The 23,791-nt window shown below is 40.9% G+C and carries 16 protein-coding genes, 4 tRNA genes and 1 pseudogene; 1 reads left to right on the top strand and 20 read right to left on the bottom strand.

Translation table 11 applies throughout. The features are described from left to right. Nucleotides 1-382 precede the first annotated feature (382 nt). Nucleotides 383-736, top strand: a complete 354-nt coding sequence (locus B5D46_RS08665) for a MaoP family protein (protein ID WP_031491469.1) — start codon at nucleotides 383-385, stop codon at nucleotides 734-736. Nucleotides 737-825: 89 nt separating this feature from the next. Here B5D46_RS08665 and B5D46_RS12485 read toward each other — a convergent pair. The 20 genes and pseudogenes from B5D46_RS12485 to B5D46_RS08565 form a co-directional block, all read right to left on the bottom strand. Next, a pseudogene (locus B5D46_RS12485) lies at nucleotides 826-978 on the bottom strand (DapH/DapD/GlmU-related protein); the annotation flags it as partial. A 721-nt stretch (nucleotides 979-1,699) separates the two neighbouring features. Then, complete coding sequence (gene prmC / locus B5D46_RS08655) at nucleotides 1,700-2,530, bottom strand: peptide chain release factor N(5)-glutamine methyltransferase (RefSeq protein ID WP_078929112.1); 831 nt, start codon at nucleotides 2,528-2,530, stop codon at nucleotides 1,700-1,702. 63 nt (nucleotides 2,531-2,593) lie between these two features. Next, entirely contained in the window at nucleotides 2,594-3,688 is a 1,095-nt protein-coding gene (gene prfA / locus B5D46_RS08650) for a peptide chain release factor 1 (protein ID WP_078929111.1), read from the bottom strand. Between the two features lie 382 nt (nucleotides 3,689-4,070). Continuing rightward, on the bottom strand, nucleotides 4,071-4,562 hold the full coding sequence (locus B5D46_RS08645) for a coiled-coil domain-containing protein (protein ID WP_078929110.1): 492 nt from the start codon (nucleotides 4,560-4,562) through the stop codon (nucleotides 4,071-4,073). A gap of 13 nt (nucleotides 4,563-4,575) precedes the next feature. Then, nucleotides 4,576-5,316 (bottom strand): coiled-coil domain-containing protein, encoded by a 741-nt coding sequence (locus B5D46_RS08640; protein ID WP_078929109.1) that lies wholly within the window; start codon nucleotides 5,314-5,316, stop codon nucleotides 4,576-4,578. A gap of 14 nt (nucleotides 5,317-5,330) precedes the next feature. Next, entirely contained in the window at nucleotides 5,331-6,872 is a 1,542-nt protein-coding gene (locus B5D46_RS08635) for an SrfA family protein (RefSeq protein ID WP_078929108.1), read from the bottom strand. A gap of 62 nt (nucleotides 6,873-6,934) precedes the next feature. Continuing rightward, on the bottom strand, nucleotides 6,935-8,470 hold the full coding sequence (locus B5D46_RS08630) for a vWA domain-containing protein (protein WP_078929107.1): 1,536 nt from the start codon (nucleotides 8,468-8,470) through the stop codon (nucleotides 6,935-6,937). Beyond that, nucleotides 8,471-10,195 (bottom strand): SUMF1/EgtB/PvdO family nonheme iron enzyme, encoded by a 1,725-nt coding sequence (locus B5D46_RS08625; RefSeq protein WP_078929106.1) that lies wholly within the window; start codon nucleotides 10,193-10,195, stop codon nucleotides 8,471-8,473. Next, nucleotides 10,188-11,381: an ABC transporter permease gene (locus B5D46_RS08620; protein ID WP_078929105.1), complete on the bottom strand. Its 1,194-nt coding sequence runs from the start codon at nucleotides 11,379-11,381 to the stop codon at nucleotides 10,188-10,190. The genes B5D46_RS08625 and B5D46_RS08620 overlap by 8 nt, the downstream gene beginning before the upstream one ends. Further along, on the bottom strand, nucleotides 11,378-12,118 hold the full coding sequence (locus B5D46_RS08615; protein WP_078929104.1) for an ABC transporter ATP-binding protein: 741 nt from the start codon (nucleotides 12,116-12,118) through the stop codon (nucleotides 11,378-11,380). Before B5D46_RS08615 ends, B5D46_RS08620 begins: the two co-directional genes overlap by 4 nt. Beyond that, nucleotides 12,119-14,041 (bottom strand): vWA domain-containing protein, encoded by a 1,923-nt coding sequence (locus tag B5D46_RS08610; RefSeq protein ID WP_200805037.1) that lies wholly within the window; start codon nucleotides 14,039-14,041, stop codon nucleotides 12,119-12,121. It lies immediately after the preceding gene. 4 nt (nucleotides 14,042-14,045) lie between these two features. Continuing rightward, nucleotides 14,046-15,257 carry a RodZ family helix-turn-helix domain-containing protein gene (locus tag B5D46_RS08605; protein ID WP_078929102.1) on the bottom strand — a complete coding sequence of 404 codons (1,212 nt, stop codon included), beginning with the start codon at nucleotides 15,255-15,257 and terminating at the stop codon, nucleotides 14,046-14,048. An 8-nt stretch (nucleotides 15,258-15,265) separates the two neighbouring features. Then, the gene (locus B5D46_RS08600) at nucleotides 15,266-18,067 is read right to left on the bottom strand and encodes a virulence factor SrfC family protein (RefSeq protein WP_078929101.1); all 2,802 of its coding nucleotides are present in this window, start codon (nucleotides 18,065-18,067) and stop codon (nucleotides 15,266-15,268) included. 6 nt (nucleotides 18,068-18,073) lie between these two features. Continuing rightward, nucleotides 18,074-22,096, bottom strand: a complete 4,023-nt coding sequence (locus B5D46_RS08595; RefSeq protein WP_159443070.1) for a virulence factor SrfB — start codon at nucleotides 22,094-22,096, stop codon at nucleotides 18,074-18,076. Nucleotides 22,097-22,270: 174 nt separating this feature from the next. After that, nucleotides 22,271-22,346: transfer RNA gene (locus B5D46_RS08590), tRNA-Lys, on the bottom strand. Nucleotides 22,347-22,389: 43 nt separating this feature from the next. Next, a tRNA-Val gene (locus B5D46_RS08585) sits at nucleotides 22,390-22,467 on the bottom strand. Nucleotides 22,468-22,471: 4 nt separating this feature from the next. Further along, nucleotides 22,472-22,547 (bottom strand) — tRNA-Lys (locus tag B5D46_RS08580). A 23-nt stretch (nucleotides 22,548-22,570) separates the two neighbouring features. Beyond that, nucleotides 22,571-22,646 (bottom strand) — tRNA-Lys (locus B5D46_RS08575). A gap of 148 nt (nucleotides 22,647-22,794) precedes the next feature. Further along, nucleotides 22,795-23,379: an HD domain-containing protein gene (locus B5D46_RS08570; RefSeq protein ID WP_078929099.1), complete on the bottom strand. Its 585-nt coding sequence runs from the start codon at nucleotides 23,377-23,379 to the stop codon at nucleotides 22,795-22,797. 179 nt (nucleotides 23,380-23,558) lie between these two features. Then, nucleotides 23,559-23,791: site-specific integrase (locus tag B5D46_RS08565; RefSeq protein WP_143675643.1), on the bottom strand; the 233-nt coding region annotated here is incomplete at its 5' end.

The raw sequence follows: 23,791 nt of genomic DNA, 5'->3' as shown, positions 1-23,791 counted from the left end.
CTTCCTTGTTATATGACTTCTACTCTAGTGTCCTAAGAGAACATTACTTATTATCTAAATCTCTGCGCTAGTTTTTAAATGCAGATTTCATATACTAACATGCTAATTCTAACAAAGTGCCTGTAAACACTCAATTTTATTAGCTATTTTTATTACAAAAAATCAATTTTTTAATTTTTTTATCTTAAAGTTCAAAATGTTAAAAAACTGCTTTTTTATATTAATGTATAAATTTGCGAGATAGCTTTCATTTTTCCTTGATAATCAGCTAGTAGAATGAGACCGAGAATAATTTCAACAAATGCTACACATAAACTAAAAAAAAGCATATAATTCCATGAATTTTGTATTTGTATATGTAATCTAATTTGAGGATACAAAAATGAGCTTTGAGTCAGAAAAGCCTTTTAATGATTTCCAGCACTTTGCACGTGGTATCCGTCGCAGTGGTGATTTTACTATCAATGAGTCAAACCTGCTTGAGAAGTATGGCACTGCAATGATGGAGCTTTACAACGGAACTCGCAAGCCAAAAACAGAAGAAGAGAAAGTTTTTGTAAAACAGATTACTTCAGATGAGGTTATTACCGATCATAACGCAAAAATTTTCAAAAAGTATCTTCAGGTTATTCAGCCACGTCACCTGCACAGACTATGCTCTGTTGGCAATGATGATGATTTAAATGGCAATGGCTATATGAACAGTTCATCAGACGACACTTCAGGTTTAGATTAAACCATAACGTGTTGCTGAAAAAAGACGCCTTCGGGCGTCTTTTTTCATCTTTAAACTGATTTCTATTTCCTTTCTTCAATTCTTTACAGCTTCTTAATCAGCTTTGCAGGATTACCTCCAACCAGAGTCTTTGATGCAACATCGGAGGTTACAACAGCGCCACCACCAATCACAGCATCATCACCTATGGTTACTCCAGGCAGAATCAGCGCATTTGCTCCAATCCAGACTCTGTTCCCTATCTTTACCTTCTTTGGATGAAGATAGTTAAGAGAGCCAAACTCGTGGTTGTCCGTAATTACAGATGCATTGGGACCTATAAAAGTCCCCTCTCCTATTTCAATACCTCCAGCAGCTATGAATGTACTGTTGTGATTAACAAACACATTCTCGCCTATAAAAAGGTGTCTTGGAAAATATATATGAATCGGAGGAATAAGAATACTAGACGCAGGAAGCTTGCCATTAAACAGCTCATCGAACAGAGTTTTTAGAATTTTAAAATCCGGCTCACTGAAATTAATGCGATGACACATTGCATTGGACCAGTAAATATTTTCTATTGCAGGAGCAAACTCCTCAGAACGGATATTAACTTTTCTGTTCTTCAGTAATTTCTCAAATACATCTGTCATAGACCTTCCTCTCAAAACTATCATTTTAAGATTAGGTCAGCAGGAGAAATTCAGAGTAGAAATTGATGTGAAAAAAATCTGGTTTTAAATAAAGAAAGTAAAAAAAGATAAAATTAGGCAAGATACAAGTAAGATTAGGCAAATAAATTAGCCATCCTGTTTAATTTATTATATAAAAATGAGCATATTTTCCAAACATTGCTCTAGATCAACTTTTTATATTTTATTCTCCGTATAATGAATCCATAAGTTAATTCTATACAATCAAACAAACATAAGGATCTTATCGGCATCAGGTGTTTCATCTGATGCCGTATTTCTTTTCAGACTAGCTCATATAGCCAATCGTAACTCTGTCATTTCCACCAAAATCTTTGATGGTCTCGACATTTCTATATCCATTTTCAATAAAAATTTCAGAAACAGCCCTGCCCTGATTGTATCCATGCTCAACCATAAGCGGTGCTCCCTTATTAAGATGAGATAACGCAGCTCTGCATATAATACGGATATCATCAAGTCCGTCTGCACCTGATGTAAGAGCTGTTATAGGCTCATAAGGTAAAGAGGTCCTGGAAAGATGAGGATCGTTTTCCTCTATATAAGGAGGATTTGAAACAATTAGCGAGAATTTCATATTCCCAAGATTTGAAAACCAGTCTGACTCGATAAAGGTTACATCCAGAGAAAGATTTCTTGCGTTTTCTGAAGCAACTTCCAGTGCTTTTTTAGAAATATCACAGGCATACGCTTCAATATTATCCCTATACTCTGATTTAAGAGCCAGAATAATTGCGCCAGTGCCTGTTCCCATATCTAAAATAGGTCCATGAACTTTACAGTTAATTGCAGTCTGGACAATAATCTCGGTATCAGGTCTTGGGATCAGAGTATCTTCTGTAACCTTAAGCTTTAGCCCCCAGAATTCTTTGTAACCGAGAATATAGGCAATAGGATAGCCTGTAATTCGTCTGTCGATAAGCTCGTTAAACTTTGCTGCAGTTTCATCAGAAAGCACATCTGTATCGTGAGTTATAAGCTGAACCTTAGATAGCCCGGTAATATGGGACATGATTAGAGATGCATCGAGAGAAGCGCTTTCGATTCCAGCATTGGAAAGCTTTGTTCTGGAGTTTTTTAATGCTTCGAATATTGTCATAGAGATGGGTTTTTTATAACTATTCACAGAAAACTGTGAATAGTTATTTATGATAATTAAGGATTAGAGAGCACCCTGAGATGCCATAGAGGCAAGCTGTTCTGCCTTGAACTCCTCAATTACAGGTTTCAGCATAAGATCCAGATTTCCGGCTAGAACTTCATCTAAACGGTAAACGGTCAGATTGATACGGTGATCTGTAATACGGCTCTGAGGGAAGTTATAGGTTCTGATACGGTCAGAACGGTCACCTGAAGCTAAGATGCTGTGACGCATTTCTGTAGCCTGAGCATTTCTCTTGTCCTCTTCCAGCTGAGCAAGTCTTGAGTATAGAACTTCCATAGCACGAGCTCTGTTCTGATGCTGAGAACGCTCATCCTGACACTCAACAACAATACCTGTTGGTAAGTGAGTAATACGGATTGCAGAATCGGTCTTGTTAATATGCTGACCACCGGCACCTGATGCACGGAAAGTATCAATTCTTAAATCGGACTGATTGATAACAGGAGCTTCTGCAGGAGGAATCTCTGGAAGAACCATTACAGTACAAGCAGAAGTATGTACACGGCCCTGAGTTTCTGTTACAGGAACACGCTGAACACGGTGACCGCCAGACTCAAACTTCATGTAGCCGTAAGCGCCTTCACCAGACATCTTTGCAATGATTTCCTTGTAACCGCCCATTTCACCTTCAGCAACAGAGATAACTTCAAGCTGCCAGCCCTTTGATTCAACGTAATGGGTATACATCTTGAACAGATCTCCTGCAAACAGAGCGGCCTCATCGCCACCGGTACCTGCACGGATTTCAAGGAAGCAGTTACAGTCATCTCGCTTGTCATGAGGAAGAAGAAGTAACTGAAGCTCATGCTCTAGATGCTCAGCCTTCTCTCTGGTTGGACCGATTTCTTCCTCGGCCATAGCCTTCATATCTTCATCATCACCATTGAGCATCAGCTCCATTTCTTCTAGATCTGCTACTGCGGTGGTATATTCCTTGTAGGTAGTTACTGTAACCTGAAGCTGAGAATACTCACGGTTAAGCTCACGGAACTTATCCTGGTCAGCGATTACATCAGGCTGGCTTAACAGCTGCTCAACTTCCTGATGACGCTCTACCAAAGCTTCTAATTTACGTAAAATAGATTCTTGCATAACACTCTTTCAACGCTAAAAAATTTGCCCTATTTTAACAGAAATCACATTTTTTTGTAGATTGAAGAAAAAAATAATATACAAAAAAGACAAGAGTTCACTTCACAAAATCAAAAAAATTAAAAACGGAAAAAACAAACAGTTGAGGATTTTTATGGGTACATGAAAAAATGCAACTCATTGATTCTCTGAAAAATCAGATCTAATTAACATTTTTTTGAATTTTGCCTAAGAAAATTGCTTATATGAAAAGATAACCTACAATTAAGATCCAATAGAAAGAATTTGATGTGCCAGGATTTCTTTTATCATTCTTGATCCTGGCACTTTTTTTGTTTATAAAACATACAGTTAGTAACTGTCTGTTAATGTACGGAATATTTTAGAATCCCTGTGACATCTGATCTACAAGCTCATCATACTGCTTCTGAAGCTGAGCAAGCTTGGCCTTCTTTTCCATAATACTTGCATCCTCATCAAGATTCTTAACTTCAGTTGCAGAGCTCTTAACATTGTTAATCTTTGACTGAAGCTCCTTTGTCATGGCATTTTTCTGTCTTAAAGAAGACTCTAAAGACGCAAGCTTATCATTGATTTTGTCCATTTCTGCAAGACGTGAAGCTCTATCTGATACAAGTGTACTGCGCTGTTTTTCTAGCTCAATTACACTCTGAGAAAGCTCCTTCTGCTCAGCTGCAAGGTCCTTTATTTCCTGAGATTTTGCATTAACTCTTTTTTCATATGAGCCAGATGCAACACAGCCTAATTTATCTAAAAAACCAGGATCAGAGCTTGGATCGCATTTATCAGGTGTTGTAGTACATGCTGTAAGAACAAATGAGCTTAGTAATAATAATTTGTTAATATTCTTCATAAAAGTAAAAATCCTAAATACCAATCTGTCCAACGTCATTCTTTAACATTGAGGTCTGAGAGGCATAAGCGACAATTGAGGAATCTAGCTGAGCAATATTTCTCTCAAGCTCATCAATCTTAGCGTCAAGCTCCTCGCTTTTTCTCTGTGCATCCATGTTGTTAAGAGCAGGCTTTCCGCCCTCTCCGTTATTTAAAGAATCTCTTAAAGACTTATACTCGGCAAGAGTTGATTTGTCAGAATCAAGTCTCTTTTTCATGTAGTCAAGGTTAGCCTGCATGTCGGCAAGCTTTCTCTCCAAAGCATCCTTGGAAGCTGTACCGTTTTTAATCTGAGCCTTAAGCTTTTCGATTTCAGCTCGGTCTTCTTCCAATGTCTGCTCTGAGGTTGCCTTTAAGGTTTTAGTACTGTTGATACTGTCCTGAACCTGCTTTTTGCTTGCATCGAGCTGATCCTCAAGATTATGGTAATCAGCTCTGGTTTTATCAAGCATGTAGTTGGCTGTCATACCGGCAGCACAGCCGGCAGTTGCAGCAATCAGACAGGCTGAAGCCTTGTTGTCATCTTTGATACCAAGACATGCAAGACCGGCAATGGTTGCACCAAGCAGACAGGCACTACCGCCAGATTTAGAAAAGAATTTAGGTTCATCCTTTTTCAGACTTGGATTCACAGAACCAGAAGATGATGATGCACAGCCGGTTGTGAATACACTAATGGCAACTGCAATACAAATCAAACTTGATTTAATCATAATTCGTTTCCTGCTTACCTATGAATTGTCATAGGGAACTCTGATTTTGTTGTACCGGAGGACTTTCCGTCATATGAGGAAGTACAGTCTGAATTTCCATCTTTACCAGGCTTGCAAACAACCTTAGGCATAGCATAGGAAGAGCCGTCAGTACACTTTGCAATGGAATTTCCCTGAATGGTTAGAGCACCACCATTGAGGCCTCCATTTACATCTCCTGTACATTTAACACCATTTTTCTGAGAAATTGTAGCGGTTCCCTTTCCATCCTTGAAATTATATTCAAGCTGCAATGGCTTGTTGGTTTTCCTATCAACAATTGTTGAATTAACCTTCCAGGTTCCATCAAGCTTGGAAATATCTCCACTGTTCAGATCAGTGTTAGACAGCTGAGGTCCGTCTTGGGCATCAGGAACGGCATTCTGATTATCCTGGCTAAGCTCAGGAGGAACAGGGACATTCTGATTGTTATTATCATCTGTCTTCTGTTCTGTATTGGTATTATCATCAGGAGTCTGTAAAGGATTATCATCCTTTGCTGGATTCTCGTCCACAGGATTCTGTGCATTATCTTCAGTAGGTGGGGTTACAGGCTCCTCTGCATGCTTTTCTGTATCAGCCACAGGATCTTCAACCTTTGGCTCATCATTTGCAGTCGAATCATCAGCCTTAGGCTCATTAAGATTCAGATTCTCAGCCTCAGAAGCAGGAATTACTGTTTCCTTGCCATCAGCATCCACTCTTACATAAGAACCATCCTTAAGACGTATTATCTTATCCTTATCAGGAACAACCAGGGTTTCCTTGGCAGGCTCAAGACTTAAGTTGGAAATATCAGGATAGGTCTTGAACAGAGGCAGCCCCTGAACTCTTGCAAAGAACCACCACCATAACAGATATAAAAGCAGAGGCAGCAGCAAAAGCAGTAAAGGCAGAAGGAGCCAGCACCACTTGTGATTAGCAGCAGCTACAGCTGCAGGAGCGGCAGGTGCTACTCTAGGAGTAACAGGTGGTACAACTCCACCGCTTAATCTTGAGAAAGGATTACCACTTAGAGTATCACCTCGGTTTAAAAATCCCCAGAAAGTAATAACGGGACGGCCATTTACAATATAAACGCATTCCTCATCTGGAAAATGAATTGCAGGATTAACAGCATCCCCATCTCCGCTTCCTGTCAGAAAATGAGCAAACAGACGGTCATTTGCATTTAAGGCACGAGCATGAAGATTGTAGCCGTAATTCAAGAACTTCTCATTAAGTCTGTTCAGTTCCACTAAAGCAGCTTTTTTCTCATCAGGTGATGCAGCCGGCCAGGCAACAACACTATATTCTCCCTGCTTGTTATCTGCAGCAAAAGGGATGAACCAGTCTACATGAGAACCGTCAGCAGTAAATCTTGGAACAGCCAGATAATCAGCGTATTTCTGGCCTAACTGTTCTGAAGTAATAATAGAAGATCTGAAAGCATCAGCTCTCTGCCACACCAGAACACCATCTTCACCAATGGCAAAGTAATTCTTCAGCTCGCCACTGTTAAGTAATCTTGATGCCATTTTTTCTCCTTATACTTCCCTCTTAAATTTTTTCATATCTATTCCTGTAAAATGCACCGGTACTATTCCTCGCAAACCTTCTTAAGTGAGGCTCCAGCCTGTTTTAGGAAGGTCTCAATCTGCTTGGCATCCCTTGGCTTGAAGACCTGACCGCCTGTATTTCTTGCAATACATGCAGCGGAGTCAATTGAATCACCGATCAGAATAGTATGAATCTTAAGTTTTGGCTGTCTTTCATGAATCTTCTTAGCAACAGTACAAACATTCATCTTTGAGGTGAATGGACATGTATCCTCACCATCTGAAATCAGAATACCGACTGCATCTGTAGTTTTACCATCCAGCATTTTTGAAAGCTCATTCAGACCGTTTACCAGTGGAGTCTTACCGTCATAGGCATATGGATTGATGTTATCAATCGAGTTTAATAAAGCTGAACGTCTAGCAGGGGCAAAGAAACCTCTGTTTTTGGACAGTGGACAGCCATTGATTTCAACAAGACCAATGCTTACATTCTTATCAACAGTTGAAATCAGATCCTTTGCAGCGCTCTTAGCCGCACGTAATCTGGTAGTTGAACCGTACTGCATCTGCATAGACTCAGAACCGTCAAAGGCGATTGCCATCTGAGGCATCTTTCCCTGCTCCTTTAATGTCTTGCACTTAGGAACCTTTTTAGCCTGAGCCTTTTTCTTCTCTTCTTCAGCTTTCTTTTTAGCCTCTTCAGCCTTCTTCTTAGCTGCTAGCTCGCGAGCCTCCTGCTCCTTTTTCTTTTTAAGCTCCTCCTGAGCCAGTCGCTCCTGTTCAGCCTTCTCCTCAGCTTCTTTCTTAGCCTTTAATTCTTCCTCAAGAGCAAGACGTTTTGCCTCCTCCTCTTTTAATTTCTCCTCTAAAGCCTTCTTCTCTTCATCTTCCTTGGCTTCAGGTGCAGGAGGTTCAACAACAGGCTCTTTTGCCTCTTCCTGAGGAGCTTTATTTTCAGGCTCTACAACCTGCTCGGTTCTGTTACCAAAAAGATCATCAAAGCGATCCTTTAATGTCCCCTCCATTGGCCATGGACGCAGGAAGAACCACCATAAAAGACCAAGCAGAAGTAATCCTAAAAGCAGTAACAGAAGGAATGGCAGAAGACATCCCTTTTTAGGAGGAACAGCTGCAACTGCCGGTATAGGGTTAATCCAGGCAGGCTTTGCACTTAAGGTGGCACCAACAGCTACAGGAATTTCATTTTGCAGGACGAAAAACCTCTCAGCATGAGCAACCGCATATGCATAATCAGCACGTGATGATTCAAGTGTCTTGTTGATTAGAGGTTTTCCTGATGTCAGAAAACTGTAGACGTGCTGCTTGCGTCTTTCTAAAAGCTCAGATGCCTTAGAGAACTGATTGAGATTTGAGGAATCCACCTCGATCTGTTCACCGCTTTTTGGGGTAAGAAAGTTTACGTAATCACCGTCAATTACAGGTTGAGCCAGGATTGCAGAGTATTCCTGTCCAAGCTGTATTTCGATTTCTTTATCCCACATTGCAGCATGAGGTGCATAGGCGAGAACCTGAGGAGAAACCTCCTGTTTACTGCATCTGTAAATTCTAAGCATTTATTTCTGTCCTTTTCCTACCTTACTGCATTCGTCTGTCCATAGCTTATGGTTTTTGGATGAATCCTTTGACAGCTTCTTATAACCATCAAGATGACGATAATAGGTATCTACATAAGTGTCATATCGTGAGTTTGAACCAAAAGCCTCTTTTGCATTCTTAAGCTGAGATTTAAAAACGCCCATACTGTAGTTCATACGAGCATTAGCCATGGTATCACCGTAATAGGTTAACAGCTCCTTTAAGGAGGCCTCGTTCAAGGCGATATTTGAGTTAACCGAATCAAGATTCTTGCAGCGATCCTTCGAAGACTCACACTGTTTTTTCACAACCTTTAAAAGGTTCTGGTAGTAATTGAGAGTATTGGCTCCATCATTCACTGTCTTGCACAGGAATCCGCCTAAACGAAGGTTGGCTGCAACAGCAACCTCTTTCATGGATTCTGCCTGAGCATTAGCTGTAGTAATCTTATCCTTAAGATCCTTAAGTTCGACCAGCAGTTCTGAATTTGAATGGTTAAGCTTGTCATTCAGAGATAAAAGACTGTCATTAAGTTTCTGAAGCTTCTCACTCTTTTTCTCAAGATTTGAGTTCAGCTCATTTAAGGATGAATTCTGTTCCTTTAAGGCATCAGTTTCTTTCTTGAAGTTTTCCTGAGCTTTCTTGTTTTCAGCCTCATATTTTTCAATGCGCTGCTTTGCGGATACAAGTACATTGTTATCCTCGCCCTCGTCATGATCACCTAAAGATTCTACATCAGAGTTAAGCTTTTTAACCTCGTCTGTATTCTGGGCTACAGGCACAGAAAGAACAAATCTTGTGGTGGTATCATTCGCAACCACATCATTGCCGTTGATATACAGAGGCTTTTCTGTACGGGCAGAACTGCTCAAAGAATCCTTCGGAGAAAGATAGCTTCCGCCACGAACACATATACCTCCGGATAAACCAAGAAGTCTTCCGGTTCTGACGGCCTTGAATGGCTCAAGAGTCATCTCCTGAGCATTACCGAGCATATCGTGGATTCCCAGAGGATTAGGCTTTTTAAGACCTGCAAGCTGAAGTTTTCCGTTCGCGCTCATAGGTCCGTCAAACCAGGCATATAAGGATAGATCATCATTCTCCATTGGAGGAAGATTTGCCTCAAACTGACTCTGTGTTACAGCATTGCCTCCACGGGCAGCAAACTCCCACTCATCATCAGAAGCAAGTCTTGCATAGGCAACAGTGTTATTCTCAGACTTGAAGCTATCCTTTGACTGCTGTAAAAAAAGAGAATAGGCATGAGCCGCATTCATGGCATCAAAATAAGAAATCTTGACTGCAGGGAGTCTGGAAAGCTTATTAAGTTTCAGAGAGTCACACTTATCTGAATTAACAAGAGCTTCGTACTGTCCTGCCATCAGTTCATATTTTGCTATCAGAAAAAAGTAGCCGTGACTGTCATGAAATGATCCCTGAACATACCTTAAATTAGGATTCTGGGACATAGGAGACTTGTTCTGAGCAGAACCTGCATTATAGTTCTTGTCCTTTATTTTTTTAGGATCATTTGAGGTATACACTTTTCTGAATGCCATGATCCTGTTGCAAGGCATAGGAAGAATAACATCATCTCCCTTTGGGTCAGGATTAAAAATTTTAGCAGCATCATCTGCACAGTAAGCACTGGAACCTAGAGCAATACAGGTCAGTACGGCAATTTTTTCTATTTTTCTAAACATTTCTTAAACTATCTGCAACCTTAAGATTCAGAACCTTGAAACGACACACAATCATGCTGACTGCGACACAGACGATACAAGTCATAAGTCCTCCTGCAATTACATGTTCAATGGTAAGAGTACTTACCAGAGTCTGTGGTCCTAACAGATCCTTAAAATAAAGATTAAAGGTAAACATTCCCGCATAAAACAGTCCAAGCGAGCAGAGATAAGAGCAAACGGAAAGAATGAAATTCTGAATTATCACAATCAGAAAAACACCGCTCTTAGAAAGTCCGCTCAAAAACAGCAGAGCAAAGGTTTTCTCAAGTCGTGACAGATTGGTGAATATGAGTCCGACCGTAGCCATCACACCACCTACAATTGAAGTTATAGCAATGGTTGAGAAAATAAATGAGAGAACTCTTGATATAGCCTTCAGATTCTCAACTGAAGATAGCTTGTCAGTAATTGAATAATTCTGACGCAACTGCTTTGATACCGGCTCTAAATCGTTAAGAGATTTAACATAAATTCTTGCCTTGGCAAAAGTCTTTCTCTGAGAATTCGGATTGGAGCCATCTGAGAAAACAGGAGGCTCAAAGCCATCACGGAAATCTTCCATATACACAAGAGTATTGAAATTAACCAGAATGGTTTTATGAGGTAAAAGCTCTTTTTTTATGATTCCCTTAAGAGTAAATGGAACCACAGCATTAACTGTCTTGTTATCAGTAATTCTTGATATTACAAACTTAAATGTATCGCCTACCCTCATTCCCAGATCTGAAGCAGTGGTTTCAGAAAGATAGGCTTCAGTCTCTGAAAGATTACCGTTTAAATTCATCTCTTCAAGAATAGGATCCCCGTTTGCTGTTGGCAGAGTTTCAAGGTTCTGAACGATTTTTCCATTAAAACCGACATTGGCAGTTACACTCAGAGAACGGGTCAGAGGAATAACAAAACCAACATGAGGATTATTTTTCAGATCATCAAAAAACTGCTGCTCAAGTCTATATCCGGACATCATTCTGATTTCTAGATTAGTAGGATTCGAGCTTAATTTATGCTCAAGATTTGAAATAATTCCAAATCTTAGAGAAAAAAGCAGTAAAAGCGGAGCTATCACAGCACATAGAGATGCAACTATACAGATACTGATAATCTTGTCGAATCTTAATGAGCATAAGGCCAGCTTCAGGATCATAGGCTCTCCTTATAAACAAAGATTCCGCTCTGGGCATCATCAGGCTCATAATCAATAACACTCAGTCCATGCTTTCTTACAAGAGACAGATCATGAGTAACCATCAGCACACACATGCTGTATTTAGAACAGACTTCAAGCATAACTGATATAAGCTTGTCTCCGTTCTGAGGGTCCAGTGACGAGGTAGGCTCATCAATAAAAAGAATCTTTGGATTATGACAGATACTCTTGAAAAATACCGCACGCTGTCTCTGTCCGATTGAGAGTTCATGAGGATAAAGATTTAAAACATCACCAAGGCCAAAGTCCTCAAATAAGGATAAGGAGGTCTTTAAAAGATCACCTGAATCTTCACATTCTCCGTACAATCTTTTTTTGGAACGGGATGAAATCTCAATCTGAAACTTTAGATTCTCTCTGATACTAAGATAAGGGATCAGCCCTCCACTCTGAGGCATATATCCCATAAGAGCAGAGCGAATAAGACGTCTGGCATCTGTTTTTTCAGATAGGACCTCCCTATCGTCAATAAGATATTTTCCAAAGCTACTGTTCTCTCTTAAAAGCGCAAGACACTCTAAAAGAGTAGATTTTCCGCAGCCTGAAACTCCAGTTACAGCCAGAACTGAGCCTGGCTGCATTTCAAGAGATTCAAGGCGAATGGTATATCCGCCCTTTCCATCTCTTTTAGGATAGCTAAAAGAGAAATCCTTAACTTTTAAATAAGCATCCACTTATGGAAGAACCTCTAGAGGAATTGGGTAAACAGCCATTGAAGCATCTTCCTTTGGATTTAGCTTAATCCAGCGGGCTGAATCGTCATTGCACTGCTGATAGTAGTTAAGCTTTGACTCCAGATCACTTATGGTCTGATTCTGCTCATCAGGTCCCATATTAGCCCAGGTCTGTTCATCAAGTTCCTGAATACGGCTCTTGTATGGCAGATCCTCAAGATACTCGCCTAGTAAGCCAAGCTCTCCAAGCTTCAGAGAATCTGTTTTGCCTAGGGCAGAAGGATCACGTCCCATGCTTACAGCAACAGATCGTAACTGGCTGAACATATCCTCTGGCTTTAGGATACCCTCATTGGCTGAATCAAGAATCTTCTTGGTTACATCCTTAAGAGATGAAAGCTCATCCTTGGTCAGAAGAACCACAGGAGTGCTGGTGACCTTATCGTGTGATACAAGGTCTCTGTCTGCAATCCATCCTGACAGAAAATCAGGAGCACTGGTTCCTAGCTTCTCACCCAGATAGGCAAGCTGCATTGCATAACCTAAAGCAGCTGTATCTGAAGCCATATTGGAATCATCCTTTTCATCTGGAGCAGTTCCAAGCGCATCCTTACCCTGAGATGCCAGCTTAACCTGATTGGTAATGCTCTTTGACAGCTCATCAATCTTGTTACCGAAGCTGTTTACATCACCAGCGTTTACAGGATAGTAAAGAGACTTGCTGATAGTATCGTTATAGGTTAAATCCTGATACTGATTCTTGGCCTTGTCATGATTTGAATTTCTCTTGCCGGAGTCAGTCAGAAGATGCATTGCATAGATGGCAACACCCTTGTGTTTAGCCTCGGCACGAAGCTCCTTGGAATCAAGTCCTGTTGATGAGAGCTTGTCTGAACCGCTGATACCACCGGCATCAGTAATTAAAACCACATAACGTCCGCCGTAATCTGACCAGTCAATCTTGTTAAGTGCAGAATTGATACCGGCAAAGGAATCCTCATCAAAGTATTTACTTGAAACCTTTGCCTGATTTAAGGATTCAAGCTTCTGTTTGAACTGATTTGCATCAGTTGCCTCGCCAGGTTTTACAAAGACCTTTGAGACATATTCAAGCTCAGGTACAGCCTTGGTGCTAGAACGGAATGAAATCAGACCGAAATGAACACTGTCAGAGAGTTTCTGCTCTTTGATGTGTTTTGCAATTGAGTTGATGGTTTCCTTTGTTCTGTCAATGTATGGCTGCATTGAAATACTTGAGTCGATAACAAAGACAACTGCAGCCTTAAAGTTTTTAAGTTCGTTCTGCAGATCGCTCTGAGACTTTGAAGCATCTCCTTTTTTGGTAACAGAGGCAATCTTAAGCTCTCTGAGGTAATTGCCATCATCAAACATTGTTTCTTCAAAATCTAGAATAGGCAGCAGATAAAACTGTTTTTTGTAGTCAACATAGGTGTCTGGTTCTGCAGAAATAACACCTGAAATAGACTCATTCTTCTTGAGTTTCTCCATCATTGGAGTAACAACGTCAGATGGCTTGCTGTTATCAACAATCTTCTGAAGCTCATCCTTGGTCTTAAAGACAAGAGCACGATTTCTTGATGCAGGATTGGTGAACATCAGAGCAGTCTGCATTTTCCAGTCGACAACGCAGCTCTTATCAAGATAACCTGAGGTCTTACCGGAGATATCTGGGCCAACCAGTAAGGAATTTCCCTCATCCTTGTAAATATAGAAACGGGAGAAGGCTGCAACCTTATCACCTGATGTATCCGCAGCATTCTTTTTTAAGACACAGGATGGAGTTGTCAGCACACGCTGATAAATGGATTTCTTTCCATCCATTAAAAGAGGAGTATCTGCATAGGTGTTGCAGGACAGTGCAGATAATAGAACTGCACTTACAGTCATACTTATAAGTTTCACGTCTTTACTCCTTTAGCTTTGCCATAGCTTCTTTTGCCTCGGACATACCCATATCGGCAGCTTTCTGATACCAGTAGACAGCCTGAGTTTTATCCTTCTCAATACATTTACTCTGAGCACTAGAATTTGGATCAAAATACTTAGCGAACAGATATGCTGCTGAAGAATCCTTTCTACCATAACTTGATAGAAGTCGCTTGCCCAGTACACAGCGGTCATTTTCAAGAGACTTCTCTGAAAGAGTGTTAATCACTTCAACTGTAGGCTTTGAGCCCAGGCAGTTAGAGATAATCACGTCATCGGCATCTGAGCTTAATGCACATGCAGAAGTTGCCTCTGCTGCTGGAGCTACACTCTGAGCAGCGCTCTGATTGTCTGCTGCTGAAGGTTCACTGCTGTTGGCTGTAGCATTTGCAGGCTCATTCTGAGCAGTCTGATTATCATCGCTCTTTACTGGCTCCTCAGTCTTGTTCTCTTCAACCTTGTTTTCCTCGTTCTGTGCTGTATTCTCTGGTTCTTTCTGATTATCAGCACTCTGTGTATTTTCTACAGGAGCCGCCTCTGGAACTACCTTATCAGCAGGACTAAATACACCAAGCCACCACAGAATGCCTAATAGAATTAAAAGCAGAGCTAAAAGACCGCCTAACACAGGCAGAAGAATAGACTTTTTCTTTGAGGCACCAGCAGAAGCCACGCTCTGATTCAGAGGGACATCCTGACTTACACCAGAGAATAAGGAGTCATTTGAGGTTGATGCTGCCGCACTGGACTTAGCTGCTGCAGGACCATTAACGTACTGTGCTTCTGGCTCATAGGAGTCAAGAATTAAAGAAAGGTCACCTTCAATAGAGGTAGCAAACTCAACTGGATTGCCGTTTACCTTATTATCAGCGGTAGTATATTCTCTAACAATGGTTTCGAATTTACCGTTATAACGATTAACCTGTGAGGAGACATTATTAAAGGTCTCAGTGCTGAGCTTAATCTTATAGCCCTTCTCTGATGAATAGAAGGTGATATTCTCAGGCTTTATACTCTCCTCGGAGATTGTTTCCTGAGCATTTTCAGGTCTTATTACGATATTAAAACTGTGTGAAACTCCACCGACTCCGATATTAGAATCAAATAAAGACCAGCAGTTTTTTAGAATCAGATAGCCCTGATTGTTTTCCTTTAAAACAGATGCAGTAAGTTTTTCTGTAAATTCAGACATTTTTTTCTCTAAAACACATTATCAATATCAGAAAGAATCTCACATATTTCTCGGTTAAGCTCTGGAGAAATATTATATTTACTCTCTGCGGTTAAATTCTTGGCACAGATGACATTAAGCAGCACACTGAAGTAATCATTGCAGTAATGCTGTCTTATAGAGTCAACATTTGATCTCTTTATATCTGCCATAAAACTCTTGTTCTCTGAAGATTCCTTGAATAAAGGACGAGATGCATCTGCAGAGCTGTCATCAGCGTCACTCTTTACTCTTACCTTTATACGCTCAATCTTGGAATCATCAACCTTTCCAAGACACAGATAGGTATTGAAATCAGAGATAATCTGCAGAGCTCTTGCACACTGACCGTCACAGAGATCATCCTTCTTTGAGGTTGGAGACTCATATGGGTCGATGGCATCAATAACCGCCTGCTCTACATTCATAGCATTATAGGCTTTTGATAGCTCTACGGTCAGATACTGCATCAGCTCGTGGAAGCTGTCTCTTAGAGCATTTTTGTCAGTAATCAGAGAGCCGTTATCGGCGATAAAGAAGTTATAGGCCTCGCGCTCATTCTCAGGATAATCCTCGACGTTTTTGCGCTCAATCTCCCAGAATCTTAAGATATCAGCAAGCATAACATCAAAGAACACACCATTGCGCATAGACTCAAGATTATCCTCACGCATCTTGGTTAAGGCCTTTGCAAAACGATAGGCGTTGCTTGAACGACCTCCGCTGAAGTTTGTAAGGTAATTGTCTCGTGCCATATCCTCACTGATTTCAATGAAGCTTCTGAAACGTCCGAAGGTTCCGGCTACGACATCACAGGATGCCAGCTGTCTGAACTTTTTAATGGCATTGGCATGTGCAATTCTTAAAGCCTGTTCACCAGACTCTCTTGCATATTTACCAAGACGGCTTCTTAAAGCCTGAGCCATATTCTTAATGCTGTCATGGAATTTTTCTTTTCCAAAGTTGTAATCAGTAAAGTTATCCTTAAGGAAGGATGAAAGATACTGAATACCGCCGTCATTTGCCTTTAATACTTCTGAAATAACTGGAGTATCCTCTGCCCTGCCCATCTGCTTATATTTATTGAACTCATAAACATATTTCATGTCAGGATCTTTTACGATTTCCTTCTTATAGTCATCGATGTAGTGCTGATACTCAGGACGAATACCGGTTTCTACATCCTCTGAACTGAATTCATAAACATCATTCTTTGAGTGCAGATTTGGACGTCTTACAAAGAAGAACTGATTGAACTCCTGTCCGTGAGCCCAGTTCTGAATCCAGCCTGTAGCATAACGCTCCATAGCAGTAGTAATTGTCTTGCCGATATCAGAAAGAGAAGCTGCCTCCTTGCCGATATCACGTGTAAAGCAGGCATCAAACTTGGTAAAGGCACCTACAACCGGAATCTTCTCGTAGGAAGCTCTATCCTCAGGCTCCTTACCGATATTCTCATAAACCCATGATGAAAGATATGGAGTTACCTCAGCAACTTCGCCCTGACCTTCCACGCTTGAGCAGAACAGCAGAACATCAATCTCATGACGCTGACAGTATCTTTCAATCAGATAGCCAACCTTACCACGACGGATAAACTCGGTTGCGGTATTCTGTCCGTTCTTTGCAAGACCGTCGGCATCCTTCCAGATAGAGATCTCTTCTCTCTTTCTTGAACGGGCGCCAGGGAAATCAAGCACATCGAAGTTTCCTGACTGAGACTGAGAAGGCACAGGGAAACTGATTTCAGCAGTAGCAAATGCAAGAATTGGGAATCTTATCTTTGCAATATCAGATGCATCACGGTTAAGAGCAATATCAACCACTAAAGGAAGCTCTTCTCTGAATACTCCGTCTAAAGCATGAATATCAATAAGAGTCTTCTGAGGGATCTGCATGAGCTTGCCGTCAATCTCGGTAACAAAGGCATTAAGCGGAGCATAAACCTCGCGCATACCCTTGAATTTCTCCATTTCAGGAGCAATGGTTTCATACAGATTGTTAAAAGCCTTCAGATTTCCCCAGAATAAGGAGAATAATCTGCCCCTACCCTTAAGATTTAAAGATCCAATAATATGTCTAACCTGATTCCAGAAGGAACAGTCTGGTTTGAATTCCTCGGACATCAGACAGCAGAATGCTGCATGAGAATATACGTACTCTGAAAGTTCAACAATATCATTCTCAGTTACATATGAATTCTCATTGTCCTTAAGCTGATACTCAGGTGCTTTCAGCTCTTCAAACAGAGCATCAAGCTTTGCTTTATCCTTAAAGCGGCTGTCATACTCAATCATAAAGTCCTTGGCAGCCTCAAGATTCATATCCAAGTAGAATGAATTAACCAGAATCTTGATAAGTTCAACTTCGTTTAAAATCTTTAAGGTAACAGGAAATCCCTTAACCGCAGGAGATGTCATGCGGGTAAATCTTGTTACAAGACCGGTTGCCTCACGATTTCCACCGGTTGGATTTAAATGATGGAAAAAAGATATCTCCTTACCTTCCCAGTTAGCAACCAGACCTTCACCGCCACCATTTGATGCAAGTGCAGATACAAGGTAGCTCTTGCCTGCCTGAGAAGCGCCGAACACACCGATGGTTGAATTAACAGTAAGAACCTCATGAGCTGCATCTGCCATATTATGAAGCTGACAGATGGAAATCCCCAGAGCATTCTCTTCATTTCTAAGCTCGGCCTCATCCAGTGCAGCCTTTTCTACCCACTTATATGCCCTGTTGCAGCACTGAGCCAGAAGATTCAGACGATTGTCTTTAAATTCGTTTTTCATAAAAAATTATTCCTTATCAAGAATCAAACCGTCGTTATTCCAGTATTCATCACCATCACTGACAGTCTTAAGACTCAGCTTCAGATAACTTGTACAATCATCAGAGCCTGAGCCTGAGGTGTCCTTTGCATTTGTAATCTTTAAGATAAAGATATCCTGCTCAAGAGATTTCTCCTGCTCACGAACAAAGCCAAGACACTTTCCTAATGGAGAATCCTTTCTTAAGGCCTCATTTTCAACCTTTATTGTGATATCAAAATAATGAGGACCGCTGTCACCAGGTCTTACACCTTTTACAGCCGCAGTAATCTCATCTAGTTTATTCTGCTCTTTTCTGCGTAAGGCATTTATGGCATCCTCAACACACATACATAGTTCGCGAAGGAATACGCCCTTAACCTTGGATCTCTCAGCAGCTGCAGCGCTTTCTATTGCACCGAAGACCTCAGATAAATGACTTTGTTTGTAGGCATCGTAGCCTTCCTTGCGTTTATCCTCAGCCTTGCCTGCAGCATTGGTCAGCTTTGCCATTATACCGGTCTGCTTTAAGGTTGCAGCCTGCTGATTACCAGCCTCCATAGCCTGATTATCGAACTGACTGATAACTGCAGCATATGGGCTGTCAAAATCTAAAACCTTAAGCGCACTTCTGTCAGCGCCATACATGAGAGAAGCATGACTCTTTGCCAGGGAAATGTCGCTTTCAACTGTAGTTAGACCTTCCACAGCCTTGTCAAAGATATCCAGAGCCCTGTCTGGGAAATGATCCTGATGGCTTGGGTATAACAGACAGAATAAATCTGTATTAAGCTTGGCCCTGCCCTCAGGGGTAAAATCAATATCTTCAATATCAGGAACAATCCATTTCTTGGTTGCTTTTACCGATGAGAGTTCACTGATTTTCTTGTATGGTTCGATATGATAGAGCATGGTTGCCATAAAGGCCTGCTCGTCAAACTGACGATAACCAAGGTTTACCGGCAGAGTTGAATGCAGACTCTTCTCAGATAATACATCTGAAACCAGCTCAAGCTTTGCTCTGTTGGCATTATCATCAAGGTAGTTTGCATCCAGATCAATTTCTTCACCTTCATCTGCAGCCTTTCTCTCCTTAAGCTCAGCTGTGGTGTAGAACCTGTACTTAACTTCTCTGTCCTCCAGTCGACACTGCTCATCAACCTTACCCATAAATCTTGCAGGGGATGGAGCCTCCTGATAGTTAGGGTTGATTCTGAAGGTTGAAAGATTGCTGATATTTGACTGTTTGATATAGCCTAAAAGCGCACCGACAACAACAGAGGTCTTTGGATCTCCAATCTTGCCGTTCTCAAGAGTAAATGAAGGATACCAGCTGCCGCACTTGTACTCATGCAGACTGATGATTCTTCTAGGAGACAGATGAGAATTGCTTTCAATCAAGGTTCTGATACCAGGGATCTTTGAAGGACGGCCGGTTAAAATCAGAACGTCGCACTGATAGGTGTTAACAATGGTGTTCAGATAGTTCAATGAAGAACAAACATCATAGCGGTCACCTACAGAAATCTCGTGATTGATTTTATAGATATCAAACTCTAAAGGAATCTCAAAGAACTTGTAGTCCGCACCAAGATGCTTGGTTATGAAGTTAGAGACACATTCATCTACACAAGGCTTCTTTTTTCTGTCAAAGCTTTCATTTCTTGCACGATCTTCATTTGTATCTAAAGCCTCACAGGAATCAATGCCATAAAGGAACTCTTCTACAGTTCCTTTTGCAATTACACTGGTAGTTCCGGCAGGAGCACTGTTCAGCTTTTCCAGTCTTGAAATGATTCTGTATGCAATCTTTGTGAAAACCTGCTCTACAGTCTGTGTTCTGTTTTTTACAAACTCTATACTGTCAGATGAGCCTGTACCGATAATCTTTGCTAAGGCAGAGGTATCACCAAGCTGAGGTACAATCTCCTCTTTGATAAGATTTAGAACCAGATCATCACCTGCAGTCTTAGATCCATCCTTTAGAATCTCTCGTATTTCTACAGTACCGCTCTGGTTACCAAGCTCTTTCTTTTCTCCATCCTCAGAGTAAACCGCACATGGATAGCTGTAGTCTGCGATCACAAGGTCTGTGGTGCCACCGCCGATATCAATAGATGCAATACGTGCTGATACGTAATCAGCTTTCTTGCTTCCGAATTTGTGCTTGTTATGCTCATTTACACGTTTATCAGCATCTGCTCTGCGGATATGCTTGATAAAATCAAGACTGTTGCCACCGAATACCTTCTGTGTCTCGTTGTATAGATATACAAGCTGAGAGGTCAGAGTTTCATTCCACTTCAGTATAACTGCAGGTGCCTTAGGGAACATTGAAGATGCATTTTCAATGTACTTAAACTCGGTTGCTGGAGTCTTGTCATATCCGTAGGCCTTCCAGATCAGACCGATTGCCTGATAGGCGCATGATCTGAAAACTTCCCTTTCAAGATCAGGCATTGAAGGAGGCGTTGTTAGAACCACTGCCTTAAGTCTGCGAGGTCTTAGTGCATTAGCCTTGGTCTGACGATAGTGGAAGCTGTTCATCTGCATCATGGCCTGCATAATGATTTCCATCAGCATGAAGGTCATGGTTGATTTGCCGGTGTAGTTGGCAAGAAGCTTACTTTCATCACCGGTATCTGCAAACAGAGCATCACCGTATGAGTTAATAAATCTTGATATTGGAAGATATGTTGCTGAGCTTACATTCTCATCAAGCTTAAGATAAGAGGTATGGTATCTGTCACTATCCTTTGCCATCTCTCTTACAGGGATCTGGTAATAGTGATTATTGAAATTCCACTTCTCAGATGTATTCAAATCATTATCAAACTGCCAAAGGTAGCGTTTAGGAGAAATAAGACCAGTGTTACCCTCATTGCCGGCTGAATTTGCACTTAAGTGTTTTGCCTCAGCACCTACACGAACTAAAGATGGCCAGACGAATGCGTCCAGTCTGCTGGAGATATCTGAGCAGTAATTGAAATCGAAGTTGGCCTTCTGGAACTGAATCTTACTGTCGAATGTTCCTACATATACATTTTCAACTGCATTCAGATCTCTGATTTCAAGCTGTGGATTACGCAGCAGTGATGATGAATGATCATCATCCTCTTCCATTAGAATACCGCAGGAGCGGGAATTACCGACATCCAGAATCAGACTTACATCGATTGGAGTCTCACTGCCATTCTCCTCAAAAGGCATAAGTTTAATATTATTAGGCTCGACAAAGTATTCAAGGAAAGCAATCAGATTCAGATAGTGCTTTTCATAATAGTTCTTTTCAAGCCATTCTTTCTTGATGACCTCAACTCTGGAATCATTGGTTGTCTTAGGATAGCTCTTCTCATAGACACTCTTTGCCCATTCTCTTACAAAGGATGCGCCTGATTCGTTGTCATCTAAAAGCTTTGTTGCCGCATAGCAGCCTCTAAAGGTAAAGACATCACTGATATCGGATGTTGAAGGAGCACAGTGAAGCGCTGTATTTTCATTATCCAGTTTGGTATCAAATGCAAAAGTAACGTGATATAAACCGCCGTTATCACGATCCTTAACATCGGACATGTTTATGATTCTGGCTCTGGCCCAATTGATAGGACCTTCATCATGACCTGAGCTGTAATAGCAGATTGGGAACCAGACACCGTTGTAGAGGTTAAGTGACTCAATAAGATCAATAGGACTGTCATCTCCATATCTATCGCCTTTCTCCATGGAGATATTTTCAGCACCTTCGATAACACACTTATTCGATGCCTTATCCTCTTTAAACCTTGCAAAATGGCGTCCACATAGTGGATGAGGAGCAAACTGTCCTTTAACAACTATGGAAGGATATTTATCTACGAAATTGTCTTCATCTGAAGAGAAATCGATTTTCGAGTCAAATTCAAAATCGATGAACTGAATACCTGAATTAGCTACGAGAGAGATTGTCTTATTGTTTTCATCATTTTTATCTATTAGATTTTTTATTATGATGCGGTCATTTTTTAAATTCACTTCAATCACCCTATGTTGAATATATTCTAAGCATATAATTTACCACAAGGAGACTTATGAGAGGATGATTTTGAAATACAAAACAAATAGATTGTGAAGTATTACCAAATTGAAAATGGAGTACAGAACAATTGTGAAAGAAATTGATTCAAAAGGAGGATTTCAACGTTAGGATGGTGGGTCGTGAGGGGGTCGAACCCGCGACCAACGGATTAAGAGTCCGCTGCTCTACCAACTGAGCTAACGACCCATCTAAACGTTTAAAATGGTAATCCTAAAAGGATTTAACAAGATGGTGGATGCTATAGGACTCGAACCTATGACCCTCTGCTTGTAAGGCAGATGCTCTAACCAGACTGAGCTAAGCATCCAAAATGGTGGGTCGTGAGGGGGTCGAACCCGCGACCAACGGATTAAGAGTCCGCTGCTCTACCAACTGAGCTAACGACCCAGCGATAAATCTTGCATCTTGCTTGGTGGGTCGTGAGAGATTCGAACTCTCGACCAACGGATTAAAAGTCCGCTGCTCTACCGACTGAGCTAACGACCCAAGCCTTGCAATTTGTTGTTGATTAACTCAACGCGGACTATTCTACTAAATTTTTGAGATCATGCAAGCACTTTTTTAAAGTTTTTTTTTAATTTCCTTATAAACCGCTTATATAAGCCTCAGTATTTTTTGCTTGCAGACTAATAGGTTATACGCACTTTCTGACAGTATTTTCCTGTTCTTCGATTTTAACTAGAGTCTCTTTAAGAATCTCCTGACGTAAAGACTTCATCCACTCTGAAAATTTTACTTCATCAAGCCCATAGGTCTTATTAAGCTGATACTCGTTCTCACTCCAGGTCTCAATTGGAGACTCATTATGCTGGATGACAGCCTCAATCTTATCAAGAGCTTTATAAAGCTTTGCTTCTTTTGTCTTAAGTTCACTCATCTCCTCATACAAGGACATGATGCTCTCAGAGAGTCCTTCTGGCAGTGAATCAATCCATTTTCTGAAAAGTGAGTCTTCAAGACTTTCATCGTTCTGAGTCTTATTGAAGGAAGGTATATCACCGGTAAATCCCTCTCCCAAATCATGGATCAGACACATGGCAATTACCTTGTTTATGTCCAGCTCAGGAAATTCTGAACGCAGGAAAAGTGCCATAAGGGATATTCGCCAGCTGTGTTCAGCTACACTCTCAGCTCTTCCTTTTGAGGTTGTACAGTGACGTGTTGTATCTTTAAGTTTCTCTGCAAAATGTACAATCTGAAGAAATTCATTTGGTTTCATAATACTACCAGAAAATAGGACTTGGAAATTTTGGAAAAAAAATATCAGACAGGGAATCGAGTAGGGCGAGTTCTAACTCAGCCCTCTCACAACACTTATCCCGACTTTATGATTATACCGTAAAGCAGCAAAAATCGGCTTAGTTACGGGCATCGGTACATAAAAAGTCGGGATAACATTTACATAAGTCCATACAGTCTCTTGAGAACTACATCATCATTATCAAATTTAAAATCAACTGCAGATCTGATGATTGGATTAAAGTCTGAAGTTGCTTTTTCAACTGCATCTTGTATCATCTTAACATCAGCATTTGCATAATATTTAATAGTTGTTTCCATCTGTGTATGACCTAACCACTCTGAAAGAAGTGGCATTGGCATCCCATTTCGATAAAGATGCATTGCCCTAG

It is taken from the genome of Succinivibrio dextrinosolvens DSM 3072, assembly GCF_900167015.1.
Lineage (GTDB): Bacteria > Pseudomonadota > Gammaproteobacteria > Enterobacterales > Succinivibrionaceae > Succinivibrio > Succinivibrio dextrinosolvens.
The sequence above is the reverse complement of the archived record's forward strand: the minus strand, read 5'-3'. Positions and strand labels throughout refer to the sequence as shown.